This window comes from Achromobacter sp. B7, assembly GCF_003600685.1.
Lineage (GTDB): Bacteria > Pseudomonadota > Gammaproteobacteria > Burkholderiales > Burkholderiaceae_B > Achromobacter > Achromobacter spanius_B.
The window spans coordinates 2,137,445-2,159,610 of sequence record NZ_CP032084.1; the positions used below are offsets into that span (position 1 = coordinate 2,137,445).

A 22,166-nucleotide genomic window follows, 5' to 3' on the forward strand; every position below is an offset into this window, starting at 1 on the left:
GGCATCAGCTGCCCGGGGGGCCGGCGATCAGCTGATAGAACCAGACGATGAACCCGTAGCCCGCCACGATGATGACCGTAAGGACGGGGGCCATGACAGCCGTCAGGAACAGAAAACTTCGCAGCTCCTGAGGCTTGGTGTAGCCATCAGACTCGTTTTGCACACACCACCTCACTTGAAAAGTCGGGGTATTGCATTGAACGTGCGGATGTCGAAGTTTTTAGCAGTGCTTTTACATTGCGTCAATGTTGCATGACGGCGAAACACTTTTGCGGCGCTGCAATAAGCAAGCCCGGCGCGGCGCTATCGCGGCGGGGGCAGGCGAGAACGCGGCAATGGCGCGGCGACGCACGCGCGATTGCCGGGCGATAAAAAAAGCGTGCCGGACGCGCTGGCCGGATTGATCCGGCGAGGCATCAGGCACGCGATCCGCCATCCACAATCCGGCAGCGGCGGGGATACGTCTACGGGTTCAGGCAATGGCCCCGTAGATGCGGCGCGCGTCGGCGGCGGTGGCGATCGGGCGGCCCAGTGCGCGTGCGCCGTCCGCCGCCTGACGCACCAGCGCGGCGTTGTCCGGCGCGATGCCGCCGTCGCGCAGCTTCAAATTATTTTCAAAGCCCACGCGCATGTGGCCGCCAAACGCCGCCGCCGTCGTGACGCAAGCGTTTTCCTCGGCGCCAAACGCGCACACCGCCCAGGGCAAGGACTGATCGTACGCGCCCAGAAATGGCAGCAGGTCATACGCCGACGACGTCTGCCCGGCGCTGTAGCGGCCCAGCACAAACAGCACCGACCACGCGCCGGGCGGCACCAGCCCGCGCGCGCGCAACGACAACCAGCGCCGCACGTCGCCTTCGTCGTACAGGATGATCTGCGTCATGATGCGGCGCTCGGCCAGCCACGCCAGAAACGCCGCAAGCTCGGCTTCGGGAATGTCCGGCACGGCGATTTCGCGCAGCCCGATCGATACGGCTTCGGGTTGCAGTTCGCGCACCAATGCAATCTGCTCGGCCGCCTTGTACACGCCGGCGGCTTCGCTGGTGACCTGCACCAGCAACTCGCGACCCACCGCGCGTTCCACGGCGGCCAGGGCGTCGCGATAGGCGGTGGCGTCCAGCAGATGGCTGCCGTCCGGCTTGCGCACGTGCATGTGCATCATGCCCGCGCCGGCATCCAGGCAGGCGCGTGCTTCGCGCGCCAGGTCGTCGGCGGTCAGCGGCACGGCCGGATGGTCGGCGGCTTTTTTGTAGGCGCCGTTGGGCGCCACGGTGATGATGACGGGGGAATCGGCCAGCGCGGCGCGCGGCAGGGCAGAGGCGTTCAAGGCTGGATCTCCGGCAGTTCCGGGTTGATGAGGTCTAGGCCAGCGCGCAGCAAGCGATCGTAGCGGGCACGTTCGGCGGCAATGGTTTCGGGCGTCCAGGCGTAGAAACCCTCGCCCGCCTTCATGCCGTGGCGGCCATCGGCGGCGCGTTCGGTCAGGCAGCGCGCGGGGTGGTCGGCGTTGCAGAACGTGGGGTACATGGTGGCGCCGGCGGCTGCGTGTACGTCGATGCCGGCGTGATCGCGCTGCATGACGGGGCCGGCCGCCAGGAAGCGAAAGCCGAAACCGAAGCGCACGGCGGCGTCCACGTCTTCCGGCGACGCGATGCCGCGGTCGATCAGGTCAAACGCCTCGCGCGACAGCGCGTGCTGCAAGCGGTTGGCCAGAAAACCGGGCAGGTCTTGCTTGACCTTGACCGGCACGCTGCCGCAACGGCGCATGAACGCAATCAACGAATCGGCGCAGGCGTTATCGCTGGCCTCGCCCAGCACCACTTCCACCAGCGGCACCAGGTGCGCGGGCATGAAGAAATGCAGGCCCAACATGCGGCCACGCGTGTCCAGGCCTTGGCTGATGGCGCTGATCGGAAAGCTGGAGCTGTTGCTGGCCAGGATGGCGTCCGGGCGCGCGCGCCGCGCCAGGTCGGCAAACAGCGCCTGCTTGATGTCCAGCCGTTCGGGTATGCACTCGATCACCAGGTCCACGGTGGACCAGTCCACGTCATGCAGGCTGGCAGCCGTGGCCAGCAGCGGGGCGTTGGCCTCGCGCCCGATCGTTTTTAGGTTTTCGGCCACGCGCGCGGGCAGGCCCGCCGCGCGTTCGGCGTTCGATTCGATCACGGTGGTGCGGCAGGCGGCGCGCGTCAGCACCACCGCCACGTCCGCGCCCATCGTGCCGCCACCCACCACCACTGCATGCGCCGCGCCCGGGTTGGGCAGCGCAGTTGCGTCCGTCTGCATGGTTTGCTCCTGTTATTGCATCGTCGTTGGGGGCGAGTGTAGAGAAGCCGGTTTGATAGATGAATCAGATTTTTTGGATAGAATGATCGACAAACCAGATCAATACAAACCGAGGTTTTGGGGACATGCAGATCAATCTTTCGATGCGCGACATCGATACCACGCTAGTGCTGGGCCGCACGCTGAACTTCCGGCAGGCGGCGGCGCAACTGCATCTGTCGCAGTCGGCGCTGTCCACGCAGATACAACGCATTGAAGAAGCGCTGGGCGTAAGGCTGTTCGACCGCACGACGCGCACGGTGCGCCTGACAGCGGCGGGCGAGGTCTTCATGCAGCAGGCCGCCACCTTGCAGGTTGCGTTCCGCGACGCCATTGCCGCCGTCAGCGGCGTCACCAGCGCCGAGCAGGGCCAAGTGTCGGTCGCCGCCTTGCCGTCGCTGGCCGCGCGTCTGCTGCCGCGCGTGCTGATGGCGTATCGACAGGAACACCCCAACGTCGCCCTGAAGGTGCGCGACACCTTGTCCGGCCCCGCGTTCGACCTTGTGCGCGCAGGCGAGGTGGACTTCGCGCTGACCGCCGCCGACCCCCAGCACGCCGACCTGCACTACGTGCCGCTGATGTCCGACAGCTTTTTGCTGCTGATTCCCGAGTCGCACGCCTTGGCAAGATCAAGTGGCCCGCTGCGCTGGGCCGACACCGCCACCGCCGCGCACGTATCGATGGTGCAGCCCAGCAGCGTGCGGCAATACACGGAATGGGCCTTCCTGCAAAACCGCATCCGCTTCACGCCCGCGTTCGAAGCCGAACACCTGACGACCATCGTGGCGATGGTGGAATGCGGTTTCGGCGTGGCGGCCCTGCCCGAGATCGCCGCCGGCGCGGTGTCGCAGACAGCCATCGTGCAACGCCCGCTGATCGGGCCGGTGGCGGAAAGATCGATTGGCCTGGTCACGTCACGCAACCGCAGTCTGTCGCCAGCGGCGGCGGCGTTGGTGGGGACGTTGAAGGAATATTTGGCGTTGCAGGGGAGGTGATGGGGCGTTGCTCAGTCGTTGCTCAGTCGTTGCTCAGTCGTTGATCTGGCGTTGATGGGGCGTTGATGGGGCGTTGATAGGGGCGTTTATGGGCACACATGGGGCCGCGTCAACGTCGGCTGCTGGTCGTTAGCGGCAAGCGACTGGCAGTCAGCGCTTGCGGTTCTCCCAGCTTCCCTTGAAGGAAAATCGCTTGGGTCGTGGTGGCGGCGAACCCGGTCGCACGACCCATCGATGTGCGTTTTCCAGCAGCGCCGCACGAACCTCCGGCGGGTAGTCGTCGATAGTGGTCAACGGCGGGGTCGGCTTGCCGGGCAAGCCGGCTTCCCGAATGATCTTTGGCCAACGCGGACGCCAGCACAACATGAGCGACATCCAATGCCCCAGGCCGATAACCATCAGGGCCGGAGATATCAATAGCATTCCAAGCCAGGTCAACGGGCCGCTGTGACGCAGGTACGGACCCAACGCCTCAAACTGCGCCGCGAAGGCGGGCCAAGGCAAAGGCAGGTGCGAACTCAGGCGCGGCGGGGATACCGCATCCAGACCGCCTTCATCCATGTAGCGGCGGATGTACTCCCATTCGGCTTTCATCTCGAATTCGCTGACGCTCTTCTTGCCGACGAAAACCATGTTGGGAAAAGGCAGCGGGGAATAGGGCGGGTACCAGCCAACGACAAGGTTCACGCCGGGGACTGCATCGTGATGAATGTCATCCCAGGGCAGCACGGCGATACCGCCGCAACTGGGGGGGCGGTGCAGGTAGACCTGGCGGGTGATGCGGTTGAATCGGATGAGCAGGTGGCGGGACGTAAGGGATTCCAGGCGGGTGAAGCGGAAGAGGTATTTGAAGTAGACGTAGAGCGATGCTGCGCTCATTACGACAAGAAGAAGCAAAACGGCCGCCTTGCTGATACTCCAGTGGCCAGCGTTTGGCTCAGTAAAAAGTATAGGAATGCCCTCGATGGCGACGAGAGTGGGCCAAAAGAAAAACGCGGACATGAGAGTCATGAATCCCCGCTTTTCTTCCATAGCGCCGCAACGCATCTCGAGGATGGTATTGTCGCAGGCATATACCGGGCTTCTGGATTCGGCGTGGTCAGATCGCGCGGCACGCAATCGTGCATATTCCGCGACGAGTAGATCCTCATAAACCGGTTCCAAAGGCCTGCTGGCAAGGTCGTTCGGATTCTCATCCGCCTGTTCCTGCAGCCAGGCATCGGATTTGATGACGGAAAGCCACAAAATCCATTCCATCAGGTACATCAGATTATCTCCAGCAAGGCGCTGTACAAATCGGCTAACTCATTCTCCAGTGCGTTGTGCGGGCTGTTGCCTTGGTACTCGACGCCGCGATAGGTAGAGCGCTTGCACCATTTTTCTAGCGCGTCGTCATCAAAAACGGCTATAGCCAAGGTGGCGGCAATCCCAATCAACGTGCTGCGCAGAAGCAGACTACGCAATAGTGCGAGCATGGCGGGCCTTCCCAGAAATGAGGAAGCCCTTGCCGCCACGAGAAGGAGCGAGGTCAACGCGTATGATTTTCCTCCTCGCTCTGCCAGGATCTTCAGCATCGGACCGGCGGCGGCGAAGGCAATGCTGGATTGGCTGCCCACCATCGCAATAGCGGCCAGGAATCTAAGGTAATGGGCAAATGCCAACTCATGCTTGGTTTTTTTCAATGCTCCCAGGCCATCCTTGAGGTCATACCCCATCAACACCACCCCACCCACCGCCACCAACGCGCCACCGACCAGCTTCAGCTGCCCCAGAAAGACCGTCGCTCCCGTACCGGTGACGCTGGCGGCGCTGTAATGCTGCAATACCAACTCCGTCCCGGCCGCCAGTATTTCCGTCCCCGCAGCACCTGCAAGCAACCCATGGGCGATCAACTCCCCCGCGCCGCGTTCATCGTCCGGCATATCCCGCACCCGCATTGCAATCAACGCCGCTTCAAAGAACAGCAACCAACTGCTGGCGCGCAGCTTGTAAAAGTCGCTGCGATGGGCGTCCACAAGTTCGGTGGCAAATGCGAATCTGGTGTTCCGGCCAATCTGTGCACGCAACTGCTTGGGATCCGCGCTACGCCCTAGTTTGGTCAGTTCGTCGATACGCAAGTTCGTGGCCCGCTTGCTGACGCTGGCCGCCAGCCAGCTTCGGGTGATGCCATGGAAGGCCCATTCCTTGCCGGTCGAGCCGTAGCGCAGGGATTGGCGGCCCAGGCTGGAGTACCAAGCCAGGGCGCCACCCGCCAGGTTCGTTTCGCCTGCGGCTGACAAGGCTTCGAACAATCCGTTCGCCTTGTCGAATAGATCAGCCAGATGTTGAACGGCGACGAACCCGGCCTGAACCTGCTGGATCATTCTGTCGTTAGACAGAATAGGATCACGCGCCTGGGTTTGCGCTTGAAGGCGCGCCGCGTCCAGCGTGCGTTGCAATTCCGCCTGAATCTCTGTTTGGTTCAGCGCAAAGCCGCGCATCGCCAGGTTGGCGCGGTCGGTCGGGTTTCCCGTCCACCATTGTTCGATCAGATCCGCCGTGCTTGCGCACCCGTCCGCGCCCAGCACGCACAAGCCCGTCTGGCCCGCAAAGCGCCAGCCGCTGGTCAGATCCCGGTCGTCGTAGACGTCCAGCGCGCTCAGCAGTTGTTCGCTGGTGAGCCATCGTTCGTGATCCTTGGCGCGCTTGGCGCCGACGTTTTCGGCGGCCGCCGACACGGCGTCGAACGTCGTTAACTCCACGTCCATGTCTGCCACGCGCAGCGCCTGCCCCGGTTTTGCCGGAGACAGATACTTGCTGTCGAACCTGCGCCGGTACTCACCGCTGTCCAGCTTCGCCTGCATCTTGGCGCGCATCGCGTCTTCGAACTGGGTGATGTATTGGTCTGCGGCGCTGTCCCAGCGTTCACGCTCGTCGTCGTTCAAGACCCAGTTACGGCCCATCGCCATGCCGGGGTCGTAAACCCTGGCGCGCTCGATATCGATGAAATGTTGGGCTTCCAGCGCCGCCGAGCGGGTTTCGAACTGCTGCTTGACGTCGGTAAACGCCTGGGCCACCAAGACCTTGCGCTGGTTCTCAACGCCTTTGCCGTCCTTCTTGTCCAAGTACCGCTGCACGGCTTCATAGGCGTCGTTGCGCCAGCTATTGAGCTGCTGCGTGATCCCGATGGCGTCGTGCAGCACGATGCCAAAGCCGCGAGCACGGCGTGCGCTTTCCTTCAGATCCAGGGCGACGATTTGGCGCGCGTAGCGGTTCTCGGGATCGGAATAAAGCTGGCCTGCCGGGACCGACGCGGTGTCAGGCTCCTCTTGCGCGATGGCGTCCGCCAGCGTGTCGTCGATGATGCTGGGGTCCAGCACGTCCGGCGTACGCGAGCACGACATCAGCAGCTTCCGGATATCGAAGTTTTGTAGTTGATTGCGTAGCGGGCTGAAGCTGGATATCAAGTCCAGCATGCGCTTGGTCAAGGGATCGGGCGTGAACAGCGCGCGAAGTTCTTCGATGTCTTCGGGGGCTTTCAGGCACACGGTCCAGGCACCGGGGCCGCTTTCGGCCGGGCCGTGCAGATCGTGCACACGGGCTGTGGGTTCATGAATCGGCTCAAGAGCGTGGTGCTGGGGCGCATAGGGAAAGACACGCTTGAACAGACCGGTGTCATAGGTGCGATAGGCACTTTCGCAGAACCAGTCCTTCATGTAGCGCTTCGTGAACAGGTACAGATATCCTCTGCGCATCGTGCGTACGGCATAGCGCGCGTGCTTGCCCTGTAGCGGCGGAAAATCGGCGCCAAGGTGGGGCGGTAGCGCAGGCGCCAAGGTATCCAGGTCCGGGCCGGCGTCGGTCACAACGGCATAGCGCAGGGGCAGGATGGCCACTTCGCTCTTGCACGCGACCACGGCGCTGGGGCCCGCGTCGCAGCGCGTCTGATCAGCGATGCGGAGAATTTCCGGCACCAGGGATTCAAGGGTCGGCATCGTCATCGGGAAGTCCTGTTGCGCGGAGTAGGGATCGAGGTGGCGACGGCTAGGGGTGTTCCGCCAGCGACGGCATGCTGCAGCGCCTGCTGCCATGCGCGGTCGGCCTGAAGGCTGGCGGCCGGCCGCGACAAGGCCGTGAATACGAAGGCGATCAAATCGTCATGGCGGCGCAGCCCGATCTGATGGGCCGACGCAAGGTGGGTCCGAATATGCGCCAAACGCACCCCACGGCACGAGGAAGAGAACAGGTCAGCCGAGGCTCGTTCGAGCGCGTCAAGCAAGCGGTGCTCAAGCGGATCCGCCGCCAGGGCCGTCCACAGCGCCTCCGTCAACACCAGGGGCGTGGGCGGACGGCATTGGGCATTTGCACCGCCCGGAATGCGGTGCCATTGCGGATGCTTGAGATCGGCACCGGTAAACCACCATGAAATGATGGGCGCAAACACGCCGTCTACCCAGGCAGCGTCGGCTTGCCTGTGCAAAACGGGGGTGATCAACGGGTCGTAGAAGCGCAGCAGGTAACGTTCGCCGTTTTGATCGACCGCGAAGCTGGCCTGGCTTAAATGGACGGCCAGGTCGGCCGGACTGAGGGTGCTGGTGATCCAGGCTTGGGCGATGTCGGTGTCGTAGGGGCTTGCTATGGATACCAAACCGTTCAGCGAAGAAAGACCGCCTTCGCCCGGGCCAGCCAGCATCGCGCCCAGCGGCCGTAAGACCGCGAACTCAGGGTCCAGCAACAGCGGATGGAGCATGCCAGCCATGTCGCGGTGGACCTTGTCGCGTTGCGCGTCGGATAACGCCGCCATATCGATCAACACCATCGAATAGCGCGCGTGCCCGGGCGGTGCGCCGTGTATGTCTTCCGCCAGAGCCCGTTGCAGTTGGGACGGAATCATGGGCTCACCTTCATCAGCGCGGTGCGCTCTTTCGCCGCTTTGAGCCAGCAGCTTAGGCAAATGGGTTCGTCGGCGTTTGGCGTGCCGTCAATGTTGAGCGCGACGCCCGCGCCCGAGCCTCGCTGATTAAGCGGGCCCTTGATATTGACGGCGACACCGTCCAGCGTGATGCCGCCTTCATCAAGCGTGATCGAGCCACCGGGGCTTTGCAATACGATCCGCTCGCGGGTTTGAAGGCGGTAGACGGTGGTGGCGCGTTCAATCGCCTGTCCGGCTTCGATGCGGTGATGCCCTTGAATCCGGTGTTCGAGGTGGCCGCCGGTTTCGATCCAGTGATGGGAAAACGTCTTGTCGCGACGATTGTTCCCCACTTCGTCTGTTCGGTCCTTGCCAGTGATGATGCTGTGGTCCCGTATGACTTCCAGCACCTCGTCCTGGCCGATCCGGTGCCGGCGATCCCGGCCAATGTCGGCGCGTTCATCGTTGCCCACCGTTTCCTCGCGGTCATGGCCGATCACGATGGTTTCGTCGTTTTCCACTTTTTCGCTGCGGTCATGGCCGACAAACGTGTTCTCGTCGTGGTTGACGTGAATGTTCTGGTCCTTCTGCGCGTGGACGTATATCTCTTCTTGGTCCCGCTCATCTTCAAATCGCAGTTCGTTGTAGCCCTGGCCCTTGTGGGTCTGGCTCTTGATCGTCATGCGTGTCTTGTGGCGGGGCAGCTCATACGGCGGCAGCTGCAGCGCCATGTGCGTTCTGCCGGTGATGACCGGCTGGTCCGCATCGCCGTCCAGATAGTTCACGATGACTTCCTGTCCGATCCTGGGTATTGCCATGTGACCCCACGTGGCGCCCGCCCAGTTTTGCGATACCCGGATCCAGCATGAGCTGTGCTCGTCATGATTGCCCAGGCGGTCCCAGGGGAATTGCACCTTGACCCGTCCGTAGTTGTCGCAATAGATCTCCTCGCCCGCGGGGCCCGTCACCGTGGCGACCTGCGGCCCGTCGATCCGAGGCTTGGGCAACGGCTCGGCTCGCCATTCGGCGTGCTTTGACACGAGTTCCGCGGTGTAGCGGTATTGCGTGCCGCGTTGCGCATCGGCGCCGTCTTCTTGTTGGCTGGTGTGCTGGACGCCATGATGGCGCATGCGTATCGGACGCCAGCCTTGGTTCAAGTCGTTGCGCGGATGGCCGACCAGTTCGAACGAAAGTCCTGGCTCCAGACGAGGGTCGTCGCCCTCGACAGTTGCGACGCGCGCGTCACGCCGCAGGCCGCGCAACCGGTTTTCTGTGTAGGGTTTGCCCGCTTCGTCGCGCTTGTAGCGACCGCGGTAGTCGTAGCGTTCGTAATGGGCGTGCTGATGTTGCAGGTCGCTGCCGTCGTGACTGTGTTCCTGGGCGTATCGCGGATGGGTGTAGGTGTAGTCGCGCTGGGTTTGCCGGGCGGTACGGACCTGTTCGGCATAAGAGAACCGGCGCAGCGCGGGTTCAGTTTGGGCACCCCCGGGTGCCGGTTGATAAAGCACGGGATCCCCGTCGATACGGCCGTGTATGTGCAGGCGGTCGCTGTGTATCAGCCGGTGACCCTTGGCGTGGTGGTGAAAGGCGTAGAAGAATCCTTCTTCTCGGGCCAGACGTTCAACAAAGTGCAGGTCCGTGTCGCCGGCCTGCACGCAGTATTCACGTGTCAGGTGCTCGTGCGTGATCGTCTGCTCGTAATCAAGGATGCCGTGCTCTTTCAGGACGCTTTGCAGAATCTCGGGCACGGACAGGTGCTGGAAGATGCGCCAATCGGAACACAGGCCCGCGCGGGCCAGCTGCGGTTCCACGGTGGCGCGGTAGCGCGTGCGGCGAAAGCCGGTCGTGCCTTGTTCGAAACGGGACACGACGCCGTGGATGTACCGCAACGGGGCATCGTCGCGCCAAATGGTCAGCAGCGCGGGTTGATCCAGGATTCGGGCAAAGTCGATCGACGCATCGGTGCTGGCCAGTTCCAGCTCCAGGCGAAACGGTTCGGAAAGCGCCTCGTCAAACGTGAACTCGACAAGCTCGAAATCCAAGCCGCCAACGACGCCAAAGGTAAAGCGCAGGTCGCACAGATGAGTCACGATAGCCCCCCCGGGACGCGAGATGCCGACATGGTCGACCACATCGCCGGGGCAGGGCTATAGGAAGATTATGAAAAGCGCTTTGCCTTTCAGACAGTGGCTATAGGGCGAATAGGAAAGTCAGAGGACTGGCTTCTGAACCTTACCCTTGGGCATCATGGATAGGCTTCTTATCCGTATATTCAACGAGGGCTTGCGATGCGAGTCGCCAAATTGGGTAACAGTCAGGCCGTGGGTCCTGGCCGAACCCGGGGCTTTTGCCGCATCGGCCCTGCCTGCGGCGCGCATCACGCCCGCAGCCGCGTTTGTTCCGACGCCAGATACGCATCGCGCGAGGGCAGCAAATGGTCCCGGCAGACTGTCATCAGGGCCTCGCGGTCGCCGTCGCGCAGTGCGTGGATCATGGCCCAGTGTTCTTGTCTGGCGCGTTCGCGAGGGCCGGCGGCGACCAGGGTGCCGAAGCGGATCGGGTGGGTGCGGCGGGCGTATTCCTCGATGGCCTGGCCCAGCACCGCGTTGTCCAGCAGGCCGAAGAATTCGCGGTGAAAGCGTTGGTTGCTGCGGAACACGCGGCGTGCGTCGCCGTCGGCCACGGCGGCGTCGTGTTCGCGTTGGACCGTGATCAAAGCCGCCAGCCGCGCTTCGGGAATGGGTAGCGGCATCTGGCTGGCGGCGTGGACTTCCAGCACCTCGCGCAACGCGTACAGCTCCATGACTTCACGTGCGGAAAATGTCCGCACCACGGCGCCGACATTGCGCTTTTTTTCGACCACGCCCAACAGTTCCAGCTCGGTGAGCACCTGGCGCACCGCATGGCGCTTCATGGAAAAGCGCGCCATCAGCTCGTCTTCGGTCAGGCGTTCGCGCGGGTGCAGCCGGCCGAAGACGATGTCTTCTTCCAGGGCTGCCACCGCGGATTGCGTGGCGTCGGGGGCCTCTGCTTGCAGGGCGTCGGGCGTGATGGCGTTCATGTCGGAAGGTTGCCGGGTCGGTTTGCTTTACGGCGATCTACGCCAGGGGTTTCAAGCCAGGTAATTGACGCCGGGCCCACTTATTTCTTCGGCACGGTGTCATGCGTAACACCAGCGCGCAGGAAGTCGAAATCCACGCCCTGGTCGGCCTGCGTTACGGTTTGCAGGAACAGCTTGCGGTAGCCTCGGTCGGCGGTGGGCCGGGTGATGGGCTTTTCCGCCGCGCGGCGCGCCAGTTCGGCATCGTCCACCAGCAGCGCAATTTCGCGGTTGGCCACCGACAGGCGGATGCGGTCGCCATTTTGCACGTAAGCCAGCGGGCCGCCGATCGCGGATTCGGGCGTGACGTGCAACACGATGGTGCCGGCCGCCGTGCCGCTCATGCGGCCGTCCGAAATGCGCACCATGTCTTTGACGCCGGCGCGCGCCAGCTTTTTGGGGATCGGCATGTAGCCGGCTTCCGGCATGCCCGGCGCGCCGGTGGGCCCAATGCGCTTGAGCACCAGGATGTCGTCAGCGGTCACGTCCAGCGCGTCGTCGTCGATGCGGCGCGCCATGTCCTCGGCGTCTTCGAACACCACGGCGCGGCCTTCGTGTTCCATCAGCTTGGGGTTGGCGGCCGACTGCTTGATGATGGCGCCGCCCGGGGCCAGGTTGCCGCGCAGCACGGCCAAGCCGCCCACGGGGTAGATGGGGGCAGCCGCCGTGCGGATCACGTCCTGCTTGAAGGGCGCGGGCGCGTCATCCAGTTCCTGGCCCAGCGTGCGGCCGGATACCGTCATCACGTCCAGGTGCAGGAATGGACGCAACTCGCGCAGCAGCGCCAGCATGCCGCCGGCGTCGTGGAAGTCTTCCATATAGTGCTGGCCCGACGGCTTCAGGTCGACCAGCACGGGGGTTTCGCGGCTGATGCGGTCCAGCCCGGCCAGGTCGATGTCGATACCCAGGCGGCCGGCGATGGCGGTCAGGTGCACGATGCCGTTGGTGGACCCGCCGATCGACAGCAGCACGCGCAAGGCGTTTTCGATGGACTTGCCGTTGATGATCTGGTCGGGCGTCAGGCGCGATGCGGCCATGGCCACGGCGGTGGCGCCGGTGCGTTCCGCCACGCGCACGCGGTCGGCGGTCACGGCGGGGGCCGACGCGCCGCCCGCCACCATCATGCCCAGCGCTTCGGTGATGCAGGCCATGGTGCTGGCCGTGCCCATTACGGAACAGGTGCCCACACTGGCCACCAGCTGATTGTTGACGTCGGCGATTTCCGGCGCGTCGATCTCGTCGGCGCGGTAGCGGCCCCAGTAGCGGCGGCAGTCGGTGCAGGCGCCGACCCTTTCGCCACGGTGCGAGCCAGTCAGCATCGACCCCGTGACCAATTGAATGGCGGGCACGCCGGCCGAGGCCGCGCCCATCAGCTGCGCGGGCACGGTCTTGTCGCAACCGCCGATCAGCACCACGGCGTCCATGGGCTGCGCGCGGATCATTTCCTCGGTGTCCATCGACATCAGGTTGCGCAGGTACATGCTGGTGGGCTGCGAGAAGCTTTCGTGCACCGAGATGGTCGGGAAGTCCATCGGCAGGCCGCCCGCCAGCATGACGCCGCGCTTGACGGCTTCGATCAGTTGCGGCGCGTTGCCGTGGCACGGGTTGTAGCTGCTGCCCGTGTTGACGATGCCGATGATGGGACGAGCCAGTGCGTCATCCGACAGGCCGGCGCCCTTGATGAAGGCCTTGCGCAAGAACAGCGAGAAACCCTTGTCGCCGTAGTTGGTGAGCCCGCGCGCCACGCCCTGCGCGGTGGCGCTGTCGCTGTCAAAAGGGCCCATCACGGGCTTGGCGCCCTTGGTCTCGTCCGTCATTTTCAGTCCCGATAATATTATTGATAATCCAGGTCCAAGATCATAGCCAGCCTTTGAAAGCTGCTGCAAGCGGTTTTCGCGCTGACGAATATTGATCGTTATTCCCGATCAGTCGATAGAAAAATTCTGATTCTTCAATCAAGTTTCGGCTCCTACACTGGCGCGGTTGACGAGCCGGGCGTCCGTCCATTCCTATACTCATCCCGGCTGGAGAGACCTATATGTCAGACCTGCGTCTGCGGCCGCGCCGTGCCGTCCTGTTTTCCCTGCTGGCTCTGTGCGCCGGCGTGTCCGCCCCGGCTCTGTCCGCCGATGCCTATCCCGACAAGCCCATCCGCCTGATCGTGCCGTACCCGCCCGGAGGCGCCACCGACGTGATCGGCCGCGTGCTGGCGCAGGAACTGACGGGCGCGCTGGGCCAATCGGTCATCGTGGAAAACCGCGCGGGCGCGGCGGGCAACATCGGCGCGGACCAGGTTGCCAAGGCGCAACCCGACGGCTACACGCTGCTGATGGGCGCGCTGACCAGCCACTCCATCAATGCCGCGCTGTATCGCGGCCGCGTCACGTATGACGTGGAAAAGAGCTTTGCGCCGGTGTCCATCGTGGGCACCGTGCCGCTGGTGTTCGTGGTGAACCCGTCGGTGCAGGCCAAGACGCTGTCCGAATTCATCGCGCTGGCCAAGTCCAAGCCCGGCTACATCACCATGGCCTCGGCCGGTAACGGATCGCCGCAGCATCTGGCCGGCGAAATGTTCAAGCGCACGGCGGGCGTCGACATCCTGCACGTGCCGTACAAGGGCAGCGGCCCCGCCATGACCGACCTGATGGGCGGGCAGGTGCTGAGCATGATCGAAACCGTGCCCGCCGCGCAGGCCAACATCAAGGCGGGCAAGCTGCGCGCGTTGGCGGTGACCTCGCCCAAGCGCGTGGACGCGCTGCCCGACGTGCCGACCGCCGCTGAAGCCGGCTTGAAGGACTTCGAAGTCAGTTCCATGTTCGGCATCGTCGCGCCCGCCAATACGCCGGCGCCGGTCATCGACCGTCTGAATGGCGAACTGAAGAAGATCCTGGCCAAGCCGCAGGTGCAGGCCTCGTTGCTGAACCAGGGCGCCATCGCCACCTGGACCACGCCGGCCGATGCCGGGGCCCGGATCTCGGCCGAACTGGCCCGCTGGACCAAGGTCATCGACGAGGCAGGTGTGAAGGGGGACTGATCCCGCTTCATAGACCGGGACATTGACCTGGTGTCGCCTTATTGTTTTTGATCGCACGCCGAAGATTCTCGCGAATCTTCGGCGAAATTTTTTGTGCAACGCCACCCGGCCTCGCGCAACAACACGTTCGTGGAAGGGGGCAAGCACGCATTAATTCCGGGCGGGAAGTCCTTCGTGCGCCGTGCCGCCGGAAAAGCCGATGCAATAATTCGCAATACAGGATTTGTGCGCTGCACCCGGGTATTGACCCTGTTCGGACTAGGCCGTAATGTTCTTTGCGGTCCAGCCTAGGACAGTGGGGGGATACCACGATGACAGAGAATCAAGACGAAAAGTCGATCCTGTACACGCACTTCGGTACGCACAGCCCTTATTGGCGCTTGTCGGCCGATAGCGACGCCATGGAATTGGCCGCCATCAAGGGGGCGACGAATGTCGCGATGGCGCTCAGGCCGGATCAGGCTGACATTATTCGAACGATGACGGGCATTACCTCCAGCGTGCGCATCGACATCGCCCTGTATGGCGACGTGCTGCGCCTGCACCTGGTGGGCCGCAAGATCAATCCGAATGAATGGGCCGGTACCGCGTCCGCCCATTCCGATACTGAATCGGTGGCCAAGGACCTGGTCGAAGGCTTGTCGTTTGCCGAAACCGTGGTGTCCGAGGCCAATTCGGTGATCGTCATCGTGGACCAGAACGGCCGCGTGCAGCGCTTTAACAAGCTTAGCGAGGAATACACGGGCAAGCGCGAACAGGACATCGTCGGACGCAGCGTGTTCGAAATGTTCATGACGCGCGAAGAGGCCATTGCCTCGCGTCGCAATATCGCCGAGTTCTACAAGCGCGGCCAGTCCTACGAAGTGGAACGCCTGATCAACACGGTCAAGGGTCCGCGCCTGTTCCTGTTCCGCAATAAATTCGTCACCAGCGGCAGCGGTGAAAAACGCGTCTACCTGATCTGCTCGGGCACCGACATCACCGAAGAACGCGCGGCGCAGGAACGCCTGCGCGTGCTGGCCAACACCGACATGCTGACCAACCTGCCCAACCGCCACGCGATCACCGCGCGCCTGAAGGCGGCGTTGGCGGCGGGGCAGGAGGGGCGTGGCGGCGTGCTGTTCCTGGACCTGGATAACTTCAAGCGTATCAACGACCACTACGGCCATGGCTTTGGCGACCGCCTGCTCAAGGCCGTATCGGTGGCGATTTCCACCTGCCTGTCACCCGGCCAGACGCTGGCCCGGCTGGGGGGCGACGAGTTCATCGTGTTGCAGGAACAGGCGCAGGCCTGGGAACTGGAATCCACCGCCGAGCGCATCATCGAACGCTTGCGCGAGCCCTTCCGGCAAGGCCTGATCGAGGTCTACACCAGCTGCTCGATCGGTATCGCGATGTACCCGGACCACGGCGCCGATCTGGACAGCGTGGTGCGCAGCGCCGACATCGCCATGTACGTGGCCAAGGAAGCGGGGCGCCACACCTACCGTGTGTTCCAACCCGACATGGACCGGCGCAACGCCGACTACGTGTGGCTGGACACCAACCTGCGCAAGGCCTTGGCCGAAAATCATCTGATGCTGTACTACCAGCCCAAGCTGGTCGGCCGCACCGGCGAAGTGCACAGCGTTGAAGCCTTGCTGCGCTGGCGCTCGCCCGAGCGCGGCATGGTCTGCCCGGGCACCTTCATCCCTTACGCCGAGGAATCCGGCCTGATCTCGCCGTTGGGCGTGTGGGTGATGCGCGAAGCGGCGCGTCAGGCCGCGGCGTGGAAACGCGACGGCTTGAACATTCGCATCGCCATCAACATGTCGGCCCGCCAGCTGGATGACAAGGGCGTGGTCAGCGACTTCATGCGCGCGATCGGCGACGCGGGGCTGGACCCGTGCATGCTGGATATCGAGCTTACCGAAAGCTGCCTGATCGAAGACGAGGGCGCCGCCATCGACCTGATCAAGCAGTTCCGGCAACTGGGCGCGCGCGTGCACCTGGACGACTTCGGCACGGGCTATTCGTCGCTGTCGCAGCTGGCGCGCATACCGCTTGATGCCATCAAGCTGGACGCCAGCTTTGTGCGCGGCGTGAACGAAAACCCGGTGTCGCAGGCCTTGGCCCGCGCCATCGTGGCGGTGGCGCGCACGCTGGAACTGAAGGTGATCGCCGAAGGCGTGGAAACCGCCGAAGAGGCCGGTTTCCTGGACACGCTGGGCGTGGACGCCAAGCAGGGCTATCTGTACGCCAAGCCCATGCCCGCGTCCGAATTCGTCACCTGGCTGGCCCAACGGCGCCGGCTGCATCTGATCGCCTGATGCTGCCCGCGCCGAGGGGCAGGCTTGCTGGGTCCGTGGGCAGCCGCGCTTAGTGCATGGTGGCTTCCTGCGCGGCGTCGCTGCTGACGGCGCTGCGACGGTTCTGCGCCAGCACCAGGCGTTCCATGTAGGCACGGTCCTTCGGGTCAATCGAGAATGCGGCTTCGACCCAGTCTTCGGTAATGTCCATCAATTCGGAACGCGACAGGTTCAGCACGCGCTGGCGGGCGCGCAACATGGCGCGCATGCCGTTCAGCTTGGGTCGCATCACATCGATGAACGTGCGGGTGGCGCGATACGCCTCGCCCGGCTCGAACAGCGTGTCCACCAGCCCCTTGCCGTGGAACCATTCCGCCGTGTGCGATTCGCCCGAACTGATCAGCTCTTCGGCCAGCTTCATACCGGACCGGCGCGCCACCAGCGAATAGCCACCCATGCCCGGGAACAGGTTGAACGCCATTTCTGGAAAGCCCATGCGCGCATTGTTCTGCGCCAGCACAAAGTGGTGCGCCAGCGCGGCTTCAAAGCCACCGCCAAGCGCCGTGCCTTCGATCATGGCCAGCGAGATCGCGCCCGTGTCGAAACCGCGCGAGGCGGCGTGTACGCAGTCCACGCAGGCTCGGGCGTAGGCACGCAGCGCTTCGCGCTTGCCGGTGCGGATGGCCTCGGCAAAGAAGTTCAGGTCGCCGCCCACGTTGTAGATCTGCGGCACCAGCGAGCCCGTGACCCAGAAGTCGATCGGCAGCCCGGAGTCCTTGGCGGCGCGCGCCAGGGTCATGATTTCGTCGATAAGTTCGTGGTTGAAGCACGGCCGCGGTTGCGCACGCAGCATCATCCACATGACTCGGCGTCCCTCCTCATAAAAGGCGGATATCTGCTTCATGTTTCCCGCGGCGGTGAAGGGATGGCAGTCTGTATGAATGAGTTGATTCATTTGCTTTCGTCCAATCGATCAAGGTGAGTCGGAGTACTGCCGGGTCAGCCTAAACCAGACCTTCCGGGTGCCGTCTCATGCAAATCTCGTCCGGCTGGCCAGACTTGGCCGTAGGTCGAACTCCCGAGTGAAGAAAGCAAAATCCACAACAACGCATGGTTGGTCTCGCCCTCACGGGCGAGGGCCCGCATCGCCGCAACGGATGAGCAAGCTCGCAAATTCGCGACGTTCCGGGCGGTGCGGGGCGGGGGCGTGTCGGCGTCGTGCGTCATGCAGACGGATGAGCTGGTTGCCTTTGGGCAACGGAAAATAATTCTTATTGGTAAATGAAATCGATGCTCGACAGCATCGGCTTTCGTCAACCTGAATCGAACAAGGGCTTTGCGATGTATCCGCCGTTTATCCCCGCCGCCTGTCCTGGGCACTTGCCTTAGCCCTGTCATCCGCCTTGCCGCAGGCCCTAGCCCAGACGGCGCAAGGTCGAAAATGTGCAGAAACCGCGTCAGCAACGTGGCGCGGCGCAACGGCAGCGCGTTCCTGACCTACAAGCCGGCCGACGGTCGCGACCGCGCAGTGTCGGTTCTGAAAGGCACTGTTCTGAAAAGGCACGGTTGGCGCGGGGCAGGGCGGCCATATATCGGCGCGCGCATCATGACGATGCACGCGCCTGACCACCCGCCCGCGCCGGTGCATCGCTATGCCAGCCCGCCGTTGGCGCGCAGCACCTGCCCGTTGATCCAGCCGCTATCCGGGCCGGCCAGGAACGACACGATGCCTGAAATGTCGTCCGGCTGGCCCAGCCGTTCCAGCGGCGGCATCTTGGCAAAGTGCTCGATCAATTCGGGGCTTTTGCCTTTCAGGAACAGCTCGGTGGCAACGGGGCCGGGGGCCACGGCGTTGACCGTGATGCGGCGGCCGCGCAGTTCTTTGGAGAACACGCGCGTCAGGCTTTCGACTGCCGCCTTGCTGGCGATGTAGATGGCGTAACCCGGCAGGTTGGTTGCCACGGTGGTGCTGGACACGTTGATGACGCTGCCGCCGTCCGCCAACCGCGTGGCGGCTTCGCGCAGCGTGTTGAAGGTGCCGCGCGTGTTGATGTCGAACGTCTGGTCGTAGGCCTCGTCGGTGGTTTCCGCCAGCGGCTGCACCATCAACACCCCGGCGCAATTGACCAGCGCGTGTACTGTGCCCAGCTCGGCTTCCACTTTGTCGTACATCGCGCGCACCTGGTCGGCGCGCGCCACGTCCGCCTGCACCGCCAACGCGCGTCCGCCGGCCTGGCGAATCTCGCTGACCAGGGTGTCGGCGTGCGCCGCGCTGGAGGCATAGTTGACGGCCACGGCGTACCCGTCGGCGGCCAGGCGGCGCACGATGGCGGCGCCAATGCCGCGCGACCCGCCAGTAACCAGGGCGACGCGTTGCGATGCTTGTTCGGGGGCTTGCTTGTTCATTGGGAATCTCCGGTTCAAAAAGGGCGTAGGGCGCAGGCCGCAGGGCGTACGGCTTGAGACGAATCATGAACTATTCCAAACCGAAAATAATTACCCGATAATCGCTAACATCATTTCATTTGCATTAACAATCCCCGCCAAGACATGGACCGATTCCAGGAAATGCAGGTGTTCGTGCGCATCGCCGAGCGGCGCAGCTTTTCACAGGCGGCCGAAGACCTGCGCATCCCGCGTGCCACCGTCACCAACCTGATCAAGCGCATGGAACAGCGGCTGGGCGCGCGGCTGCTGGAACGCACCACGCGGCAGGTCCGGCTGACGCACGACGGCGAGGCCTACTACCAGCGTTGCGTGCGCCTGTTGGCCGACCTGGAAGAGGCCGACGGCGCGTTCCTGAACACCGCGCCCACCGGCTTGCTGCGGGTCAATGCACAGGGCACGCTGGCCAAGTATTTCGTGATGCCGGGGCTACCCGGCTTTCTGGAACGCTATCCCGATATCGTCCTGCACCTGGGCGAAGACGACCGTCTGGTGGACCTGGTGCGCGAAGGCGTGGACTGCGTACTGCGCGCGGGCGCCTTGCAGGATTCTTCGCTGGCGGGCCGCCAGATTGCGCTGATGCCGCAGGTAACCGTGGCCAGCCCGGCCTACCTGGCGCGCTTTGGCACACCCGCCGGCCTGGACGATCTGGCGCACCACCGCGCGGTGGATTACGTGTCCAGCGCCAGCGGGCGGGCCATTGCGCTGGATTTCATGGTGGACGGGCGCAACGTCACGGCGCGCCCGGCGTCGGTGGTCAGTGTGACGGGTGCCGAGCTCTACACCAGCGCGGCGCTGGCCGGGCTGGGCTTGGTGCAGGTGCCGCGCTATCGCGTCGAGCGCGAACTGGCGGCCGGCCATCTGCGCATCGTGCTGCCGTATCTGCCGCCCGCGCCCATGCCGGTGTCGGTGCTGTATCCGCAGAACCGGCAGGTGTCCGCGCGGGTGCGCGTCTTCACGCAGTGGCTGGTCCAGGTGTTCGCCACCGCGTTCGATCAGACGATGCCGGTCAGGTAGTACACCGCAATCACCACGAACACCGACATCGTCGAAATCAGCGTGATGGCGAAGATGTCGCCGTACGACTGGCGGTGCGTCAGGCCGGTAACCGCCAGCAACGTGATCACGGCGCCGTTGTGCGGCAAGGTGTCCATGCCGCCGCTGGCCATTGCGGCAACGCGATGCAGCACGTCCATAGGGATGCCGGCGGCCACCGCGCCGTCGATAAACGTCTGCGCCATGGCGGCCAGCGCGATGCTCATGCCCCCCGAGGCGGACCCGGTGATGCCCGCCAGCGACGTCACCGCCACGGCTTCGCCCACCAGCGGATCGGGGATGGCCTTGAGCGCATCGGCCACCAGCAAGAAACCCGGCAGCGCCGCGATGACGCCACCAAAGCCGTATTCGGCGGCCGTGTTCATGGACGCCAGCAGCGCGCCGGACACGGCGCTTTTGCTGCCTTCGGCAAAATGCGCCTTGATGGTCGAAAACGAGAACAGCAGGATGGTGGCAATGCCGGCTATCAGCGCACCCATGACGGCCCATAGCGCCACCTGGTCGTCGGCGTTCACGGGCATGGGCTTGGCCAGGCCGGGCAGGTCCACTTCGGAACCGGCGGGATACCAGCCCGGAATCCAGCGCGTCAGCAGGAAGTTCATCACCCCCACGACCACCAGCGGCAGCAACGCGATCAGCGGGTGGTGGTTGCGTTCCGTGGCCGGGGTGGCGGGTTCGTTGCGCAGTTCGGTGCCATAGGTTTCCCCGGCCGCCGCCGCACGCTTGCGGCGCCATTCCAGATACGTCACGCCCACCGTCAGCGTGAAGGCAGCGCCGATCAGCCCCAGCCATGGCGCGGCCCACGTCGTGGTTTCAAAGAAGGTGGTGGGAATGATGTTCTGGATCTGCGGCGTGCCCGGCAGCGCGGTCATCGTAAAGGTGAACGCGCCCAGCGCGATGGCGCCCGGCATCAGGCGCTTGGGGATGCCGCCCTGGCGGAACATCTCGGCCGCGAACGGGTAAACGGCAAACACCACCACAAACAGCGATACGCCGCCGTAGGTCAGCACCGCGCAGACCAGCACGATGGCAATGATGGCGCGTTCGGCCCCGATCATGCGCAGCACGGCCTGCACGATGGCGCGCGAAAATCCAGAGAGCTCGATCAGCTTGCCGAACACCGCGCCCAGCAGGAACACGGGGAAATACAGCTTGGCAAACCCCGCCATGCGCTCCATGAAGATGCCCGAAAACACCGGGGCCAGCGCGGAAGGGTCCGTCAACAGCACCGCGCCCATGGCCGCGATGGGCGCGCACAAAATGACGCTATAGCCTCGATACGCCGCCAGCATCAGAAACGCCAGCGCCGCCACCACGATAAACAATCCGGTCATTCAGGACTCCAGGAATGAAGAGATGAGGGGTGAAGGGCATACACCTTACCCGATCATCCCGGCCGGCATGTGACGCGGGCGCGGTTCAGGCGCGCAGCAGCGCGTGGGCCTGGTGGGCGATGTTCAGGTCGACCGCCGCGTCGTCACCGTCGGCCAGATACCACGCGGCAGACAAGCCGCACCACGCCACCACCCATTGCAGCAAGCGGCGCCGGTCCAGCCAACATCGGCATGGACACCCGGGTTCACAACATAGACATCAATGCCGCCGCGTTGCGTGCCAGCCGCGCCACGCCGAAGCTGGTGGCCAGGCGGTGGCCTTCCAGGTCCGACAGCGGGACCCAGCGCGCGTCGCGTGCGTCGTCGCCGGCGACAGGTTCGCCGGACTGCCAGCGGCACAGCATGGCGATCAAAATGAAATGGCGGCGCAGCACGCCGGCATCGTCGCGATCGAAGACGTCGACGGCGTCGAACACGTGCAGCGGCTCGGCCACCACGCCGGTTTCTTCCAGCAGTTCGCGGGCGGTGGCGATTTCCAATGGCTCGCCGGCGTGGATCTTGCCGCCGGGGAAAGCCCAGCAATTTTCGTCGGGCGGGTTGGCGCGGCGCACCAGCAGCACGTGGCCATCTCGGATGACGGCGGCGATGGTGGCGGCGATCGGGCCGCGCGCCGGCTCGGGCGCAGCGGCGGCGGGATC

Annotated in this window: 17 protein-coding genes; 4 read left to right on the forward strand and 13 right to left on the reverse strand. The window is 64.1% G+C overall.

Annotated features, from left to right (window positions below):
• Nucleotides 1-4 precede the first annotated feature (4 nt).
• The 3 genes from napE to DVB37_RS09675 form a co-directional block, all read right to left on the reverse strand.
• Nucleotides 5-163 carry a periplasmic nitrate reductase, NapE protein gene (gene napE, locus DVB37_RS09665; protein WP_035212934.1) on the reverse strand — a complete coding sequence of 53 codons (159 nt, stop codon included), beginning with the start codon at nucleotides 161-163 and terminating at the stop codon, nucleotides 5-7.
• A 309-nt stretch (nucleotides 164-472) separates the two neighbouring features.
• Nucleotides 473-1,327 (reverse strand): 3-keto-5-aminohexanoate cleavage protein, encoded by an 855-nt coding sequence (locus DVB37_RS09670; RefSeq protein ID WP_120154836.1) that lies wholly within the window; start codon nucleotides 1,325-1,327, stop codon nucleotides 473-475.
• On the reverse strand, nucleotides 1,324-2,286 hold the full coding sequence (locus DVB37_RS09675; protein ID WP_120154838.1) for a 3-hydroxyacyl-CoA dehydrogenase family protein: 963 nt from the start codon (nucleotides 2,284-2,286) through the stop codon (nucleotides 1,324-1,326). Before DVB37_RS09675 ends, DVB37_RS09670 begins: the two co-directional genes overlap by 4 nt.
• 125 nt (nucleotides 2,287-2,411) lie before the next feature.
• Between DVB37_RS09675 and DVB37_RS09680 the strand changes: the two genes are divergently transcribed.
• Entirely contained in the window at nucleotides 2,412-3,320 is a 909-nt protein-coding gene (locus DVB37_RS09680; protein ID WP_120154840.1) for a LysR family transcriptional regulator, read from the forward strand.
• A 150-nt stretch (nucleotides 3,321-3,470) separates the two neighbouring features.
• Here DVB37_RS09680 and DVB37_RS09685 read toward each other — a convergent pair whose 3' ends face one another.
• The 6 genes from DVB37_RS09685 to DVB37_RS09710 all read right to left on the reverse strand — a co-directional run bounded on the left by DVB37_RS09685 (nucleotide 3,471) and on the right by DVB37_RS09710 (nucleotide 13,128).
• A complete protein-coding gene (locus DVB37_RS09685; protein WP_120154842.1) occupies nucleotides 3,471-4,586 on the reverse strand; it encodes a hypothetical protein in 1,116 nt (371 codons plus the stop codon).
• Nucleotides 4,586-7,300: a T6SS effector BTH_I2691 family protein gene (locus DVB37_RS09690; RefSeq protein WP_162941185.1), complete on the reverse strand. Its 2,715-nt coding sequence runs from the start codon at nucleotides 7,298-7,300 to the stop codon at nucleotides 4,586-4,588. The genes DVB37_RS09685 and DVB37_RS09690 overlap by 1 nt, the downstream gene beginning before the upstream one ends.
• Entirely contained in the window at nucleotides 7,297-8,253 is a 957-nt protein-coding gene (locus DVB37_RS09695; RefSeq protein ID WP_162941186.1) for a DUF4123 domain-containing protein, read from the reverse strand. The genes DVB37_RS09690 and DVB37_RS09695 overlap by 4 nt, the downstream gene beginning before the upstream one ends.
• Nucleotides 8,190-10,301, reverse strand: a complete 2,112-nt coding sequence (locus tag DVB37_RS09700) for a type VI secretion system Vgr family protein (protein WP_120154848.1) — start codon at nucleotides 10,299-10,301, stop codon at nucleotides 8,190-8,192. The genes DVB37_RS09695 and DVB37_RS09700 overlap by 64 nt, the downstream gene beginning before the upstream one ends.
• Nucleotides 10,302-10,588: 287 nt before the next feature.
• Complete coding sequence (locus tag DVB37_RS09705; RefSeq protein ID WP_162941187.1) at nucleotides 10,589-11,272, reverse strand: GntR family transcriptional regulator; 684 nt, start codon at nucleotides 11,270-11,272, stop codon at nucleotides 10,589-10,591.
• 80 nt (nucleotides 11,273-11,352) lie between these two features.
• A complete protein-coding gene (locus DVB37_RS09710; protein ID WP_162941188.1) occupies nucleotides 11,353-13,128 on the reverse strand; it encodes an IlvD/Edd family dehydratase in 1,776 nt (591 codons plus the stop codon).
• A 221-nt stretch (nucleotides 13,129-13,349) separates the two neighbouring features.
• Here DVB37_RS09710 and DVB37_RS09715 point away from each other — a divergent pair, with 221 nt between their 5' ends.
• Together DVB37_RS09715 and pdeR are read left to right on the forward strand one after the other, a co-directional pair.
• Complete coding sequence (locus DVB37_RS09715) at nucleotides 13,350-14,345, forward strand: tripartite tricarboxylate transporter substrate binding protein (RefSeq protein ID WP_104144889.1); 996 nt, start codon at nucleotides 13,350-13,352, stop codon at nucleotides 14,343-14,345.
• Nucleotides 14,346-14,656: 311 nt separating this feature from the next.
• Nucleotides 14,657-16,654 (forward strand): cyclic di-GMP phosphodiesterase, encoded by a 1,998-nt coding sequence (gene pdeR, locus DVB37_RS09720; protein ID WP_120154850.1) that lies wholly within the window; start codon nucleotides 14,657-14,659, stop codon nucleotides 16,652-16,654.
• Between the two features lie 49 nt (nucleotides 16,655-16,703).
• Here pdeR and DVB37_RS09725 read toward each other — a convergent pair whose 3' ends face one another.
• Together DVB37_RS09725 and DVB37_RS09730 are read right to left on the reverse strand one after the other, a co-directional pair.
• On the reverse strand, nucleotides 16,704-17,588 hold the full coding sequence (locus tag DVB37_RS09725) for a crotonase/enoyl-CoA hydratase family protein (protein ID WP_104144890.1): 885 nt from the start codon (nucleotides 17,586-17,588) through the stop codon (nucleotides 16,704-16,706).
• 695 nt (nucleotides 17,589-18,283) lie between these two features.
• Nucleotides 18,284-19,039 carry an SDR family oxidoreductase gene (locus DVB37_RS09730; protein ID WP_120154852.1) on the reverse strand — a complete coding sequence of 252 codons (756 nt, stop codon included), beginning with the start codon at nucleotides 19,037-19,039 and terminating at the stop codon, nucleotides 18,284-18,286.
• Between the two features lie 144 nt (nucleotides 19,040-19,183).
• Here DVB37_RS09730 and DVB37_RS09735 point away from each other — a divergent pair, with 144 nt between their 5' ends.
• The gene (locus tag DVB37_RS09735; protein WP_120154855.1) at nucleotides 19,184-20,095 is read left to right on the forward strand and encodes a LysR family transcriptional regulator; all 912 of its coding nucleotides are present in this window, start codon (nucleotides 19,184-19,186) and stop codon (nucleotides 20,093-20,095) included.
• Here the strand turns inward: DVB37_RS09735 and DVB37_RS09740 are convergent.
• Both DVB37_RS09740 and DVB37_RS09750 read right to left on the reverse strand, forming a co-directional pair.
• A complete protein-coding gene (locus tag DVB37_RS09740) occupies nucleotides 20,074-21,468 on the reverse strand; it encodes a GntP family permease (RefSeq protein ID WP_104144893.1) in 1,395 nt (464 codons plus the stop codon). The two genes, DVB37_RS09735 and DVB37_RS09740, sit on opposite strands and share 22 nt — an antisense overlap.
• A 245-nt stretch (nucleotides 21,469-21,713) precedes the next feature.
• Nucleotides 21,714-22,127 (reverse strand): NUDIX hydrolase, encoded by a 414-nt coding sequence (locus DVB37_RS09750; RefSeq protein WP_046807877.1) that lies wholly within the window; start codon nucleotides 22,125-22,127, stop codon nucleotides 21,714-21,716.
• Between the last annotated feature and the right edge of the window lie 39 nt (nucleotides 22,128-22,166).

Excerpts from the sequence above, each read along its gene's own strand:
- DVB37_RS09675 (WP_120154838.1), bottom strand. The coding sequence starts at position 2,286 with ATGCAGACGGACGCAACTGCGCTGCCCAACCCGGGCGCGGCGCATGCA.
- DVB37_RS09680 (WP_120154840.1), top strand. The coding sequence starts at position 2,412 with ATGCAGATCAATCTTTCGATGCGCGACATCGATACCACGCTAGTGCTG.
- DVB37_RS09685 (WP_120154842.1), bottom strand. The coding sequence starts at position 4,586 with ATGTACCTGATGGAATGGATTTTGTGGCTTTCCGTCATCAAATCCGAT.
- DVB37_RS09690 (WP_162941185.1), bottom strand. The coding sequence starts at position 7,300 with ATGACGATGCCGACCCTTGAATCCCTGGTGCCGGAAATTCTCCGCATC.
- DVB37_RS09705 (WP_162941187.1), bottom strand. The coding sequence starts at position 11,272 with ATGAACGCCATCACGCCCGACGCCCTGCAAGCAGAGGCCCCCGACGCC.
- DVB37_RS09710 (WP_162941188.1), bottom strand. The coding sequence starts at position 13,128 with ATGACGGACGAGACCAAGGGCGCCAAGCCCGTGATGGGCCCTTTTGAC.
- DVB37_RS09715 (WP_104144889.1), top strand. The coding sequence starts at position 13,350 with ATGTCAGACCTGCGTCTGCGGCCGCGCCGTGCCGTCCTGTTTTCCCTG.
- pdeR (WP_120154850.1), top strand. The coding sequence starts at position 14,657 with ATGACAGAGAATCAAGACGAAAAGTCGATCCTGTACACGCACTTCGGT.
- DVB37_RS09725 (WP_104144890.1), bottom strand. The coding sequence starts at position 17,588 with ATGAATCAACTCATTCATACAGACTGCCATCCCTTCACCGCCGCGGGA.
- DVB37_RS09730 (WP_120154852.1), bottom strand. The coding sequence starts at position 19,039 with ATGAACAAGCAAGCCCCCGAACAAGCATCGCAACGCGTCGCCCTGGTT.
- DVB37_RS09735 (WP_120154855.1), top strand. The coding sequence starts at position 19,184 with ATGGACCGATTCCAGGAAATGCAGGTGTTCGTGCGCATCGCCGAGCGG.
- DVB37_RS09740 (WP_104144893.1), bottom strand. The coding sequence starts at position 21,468 with ATGACCGGATTGTTTATCGTGGTGGCGGCGCTGGCGTTTCTGATGCTG.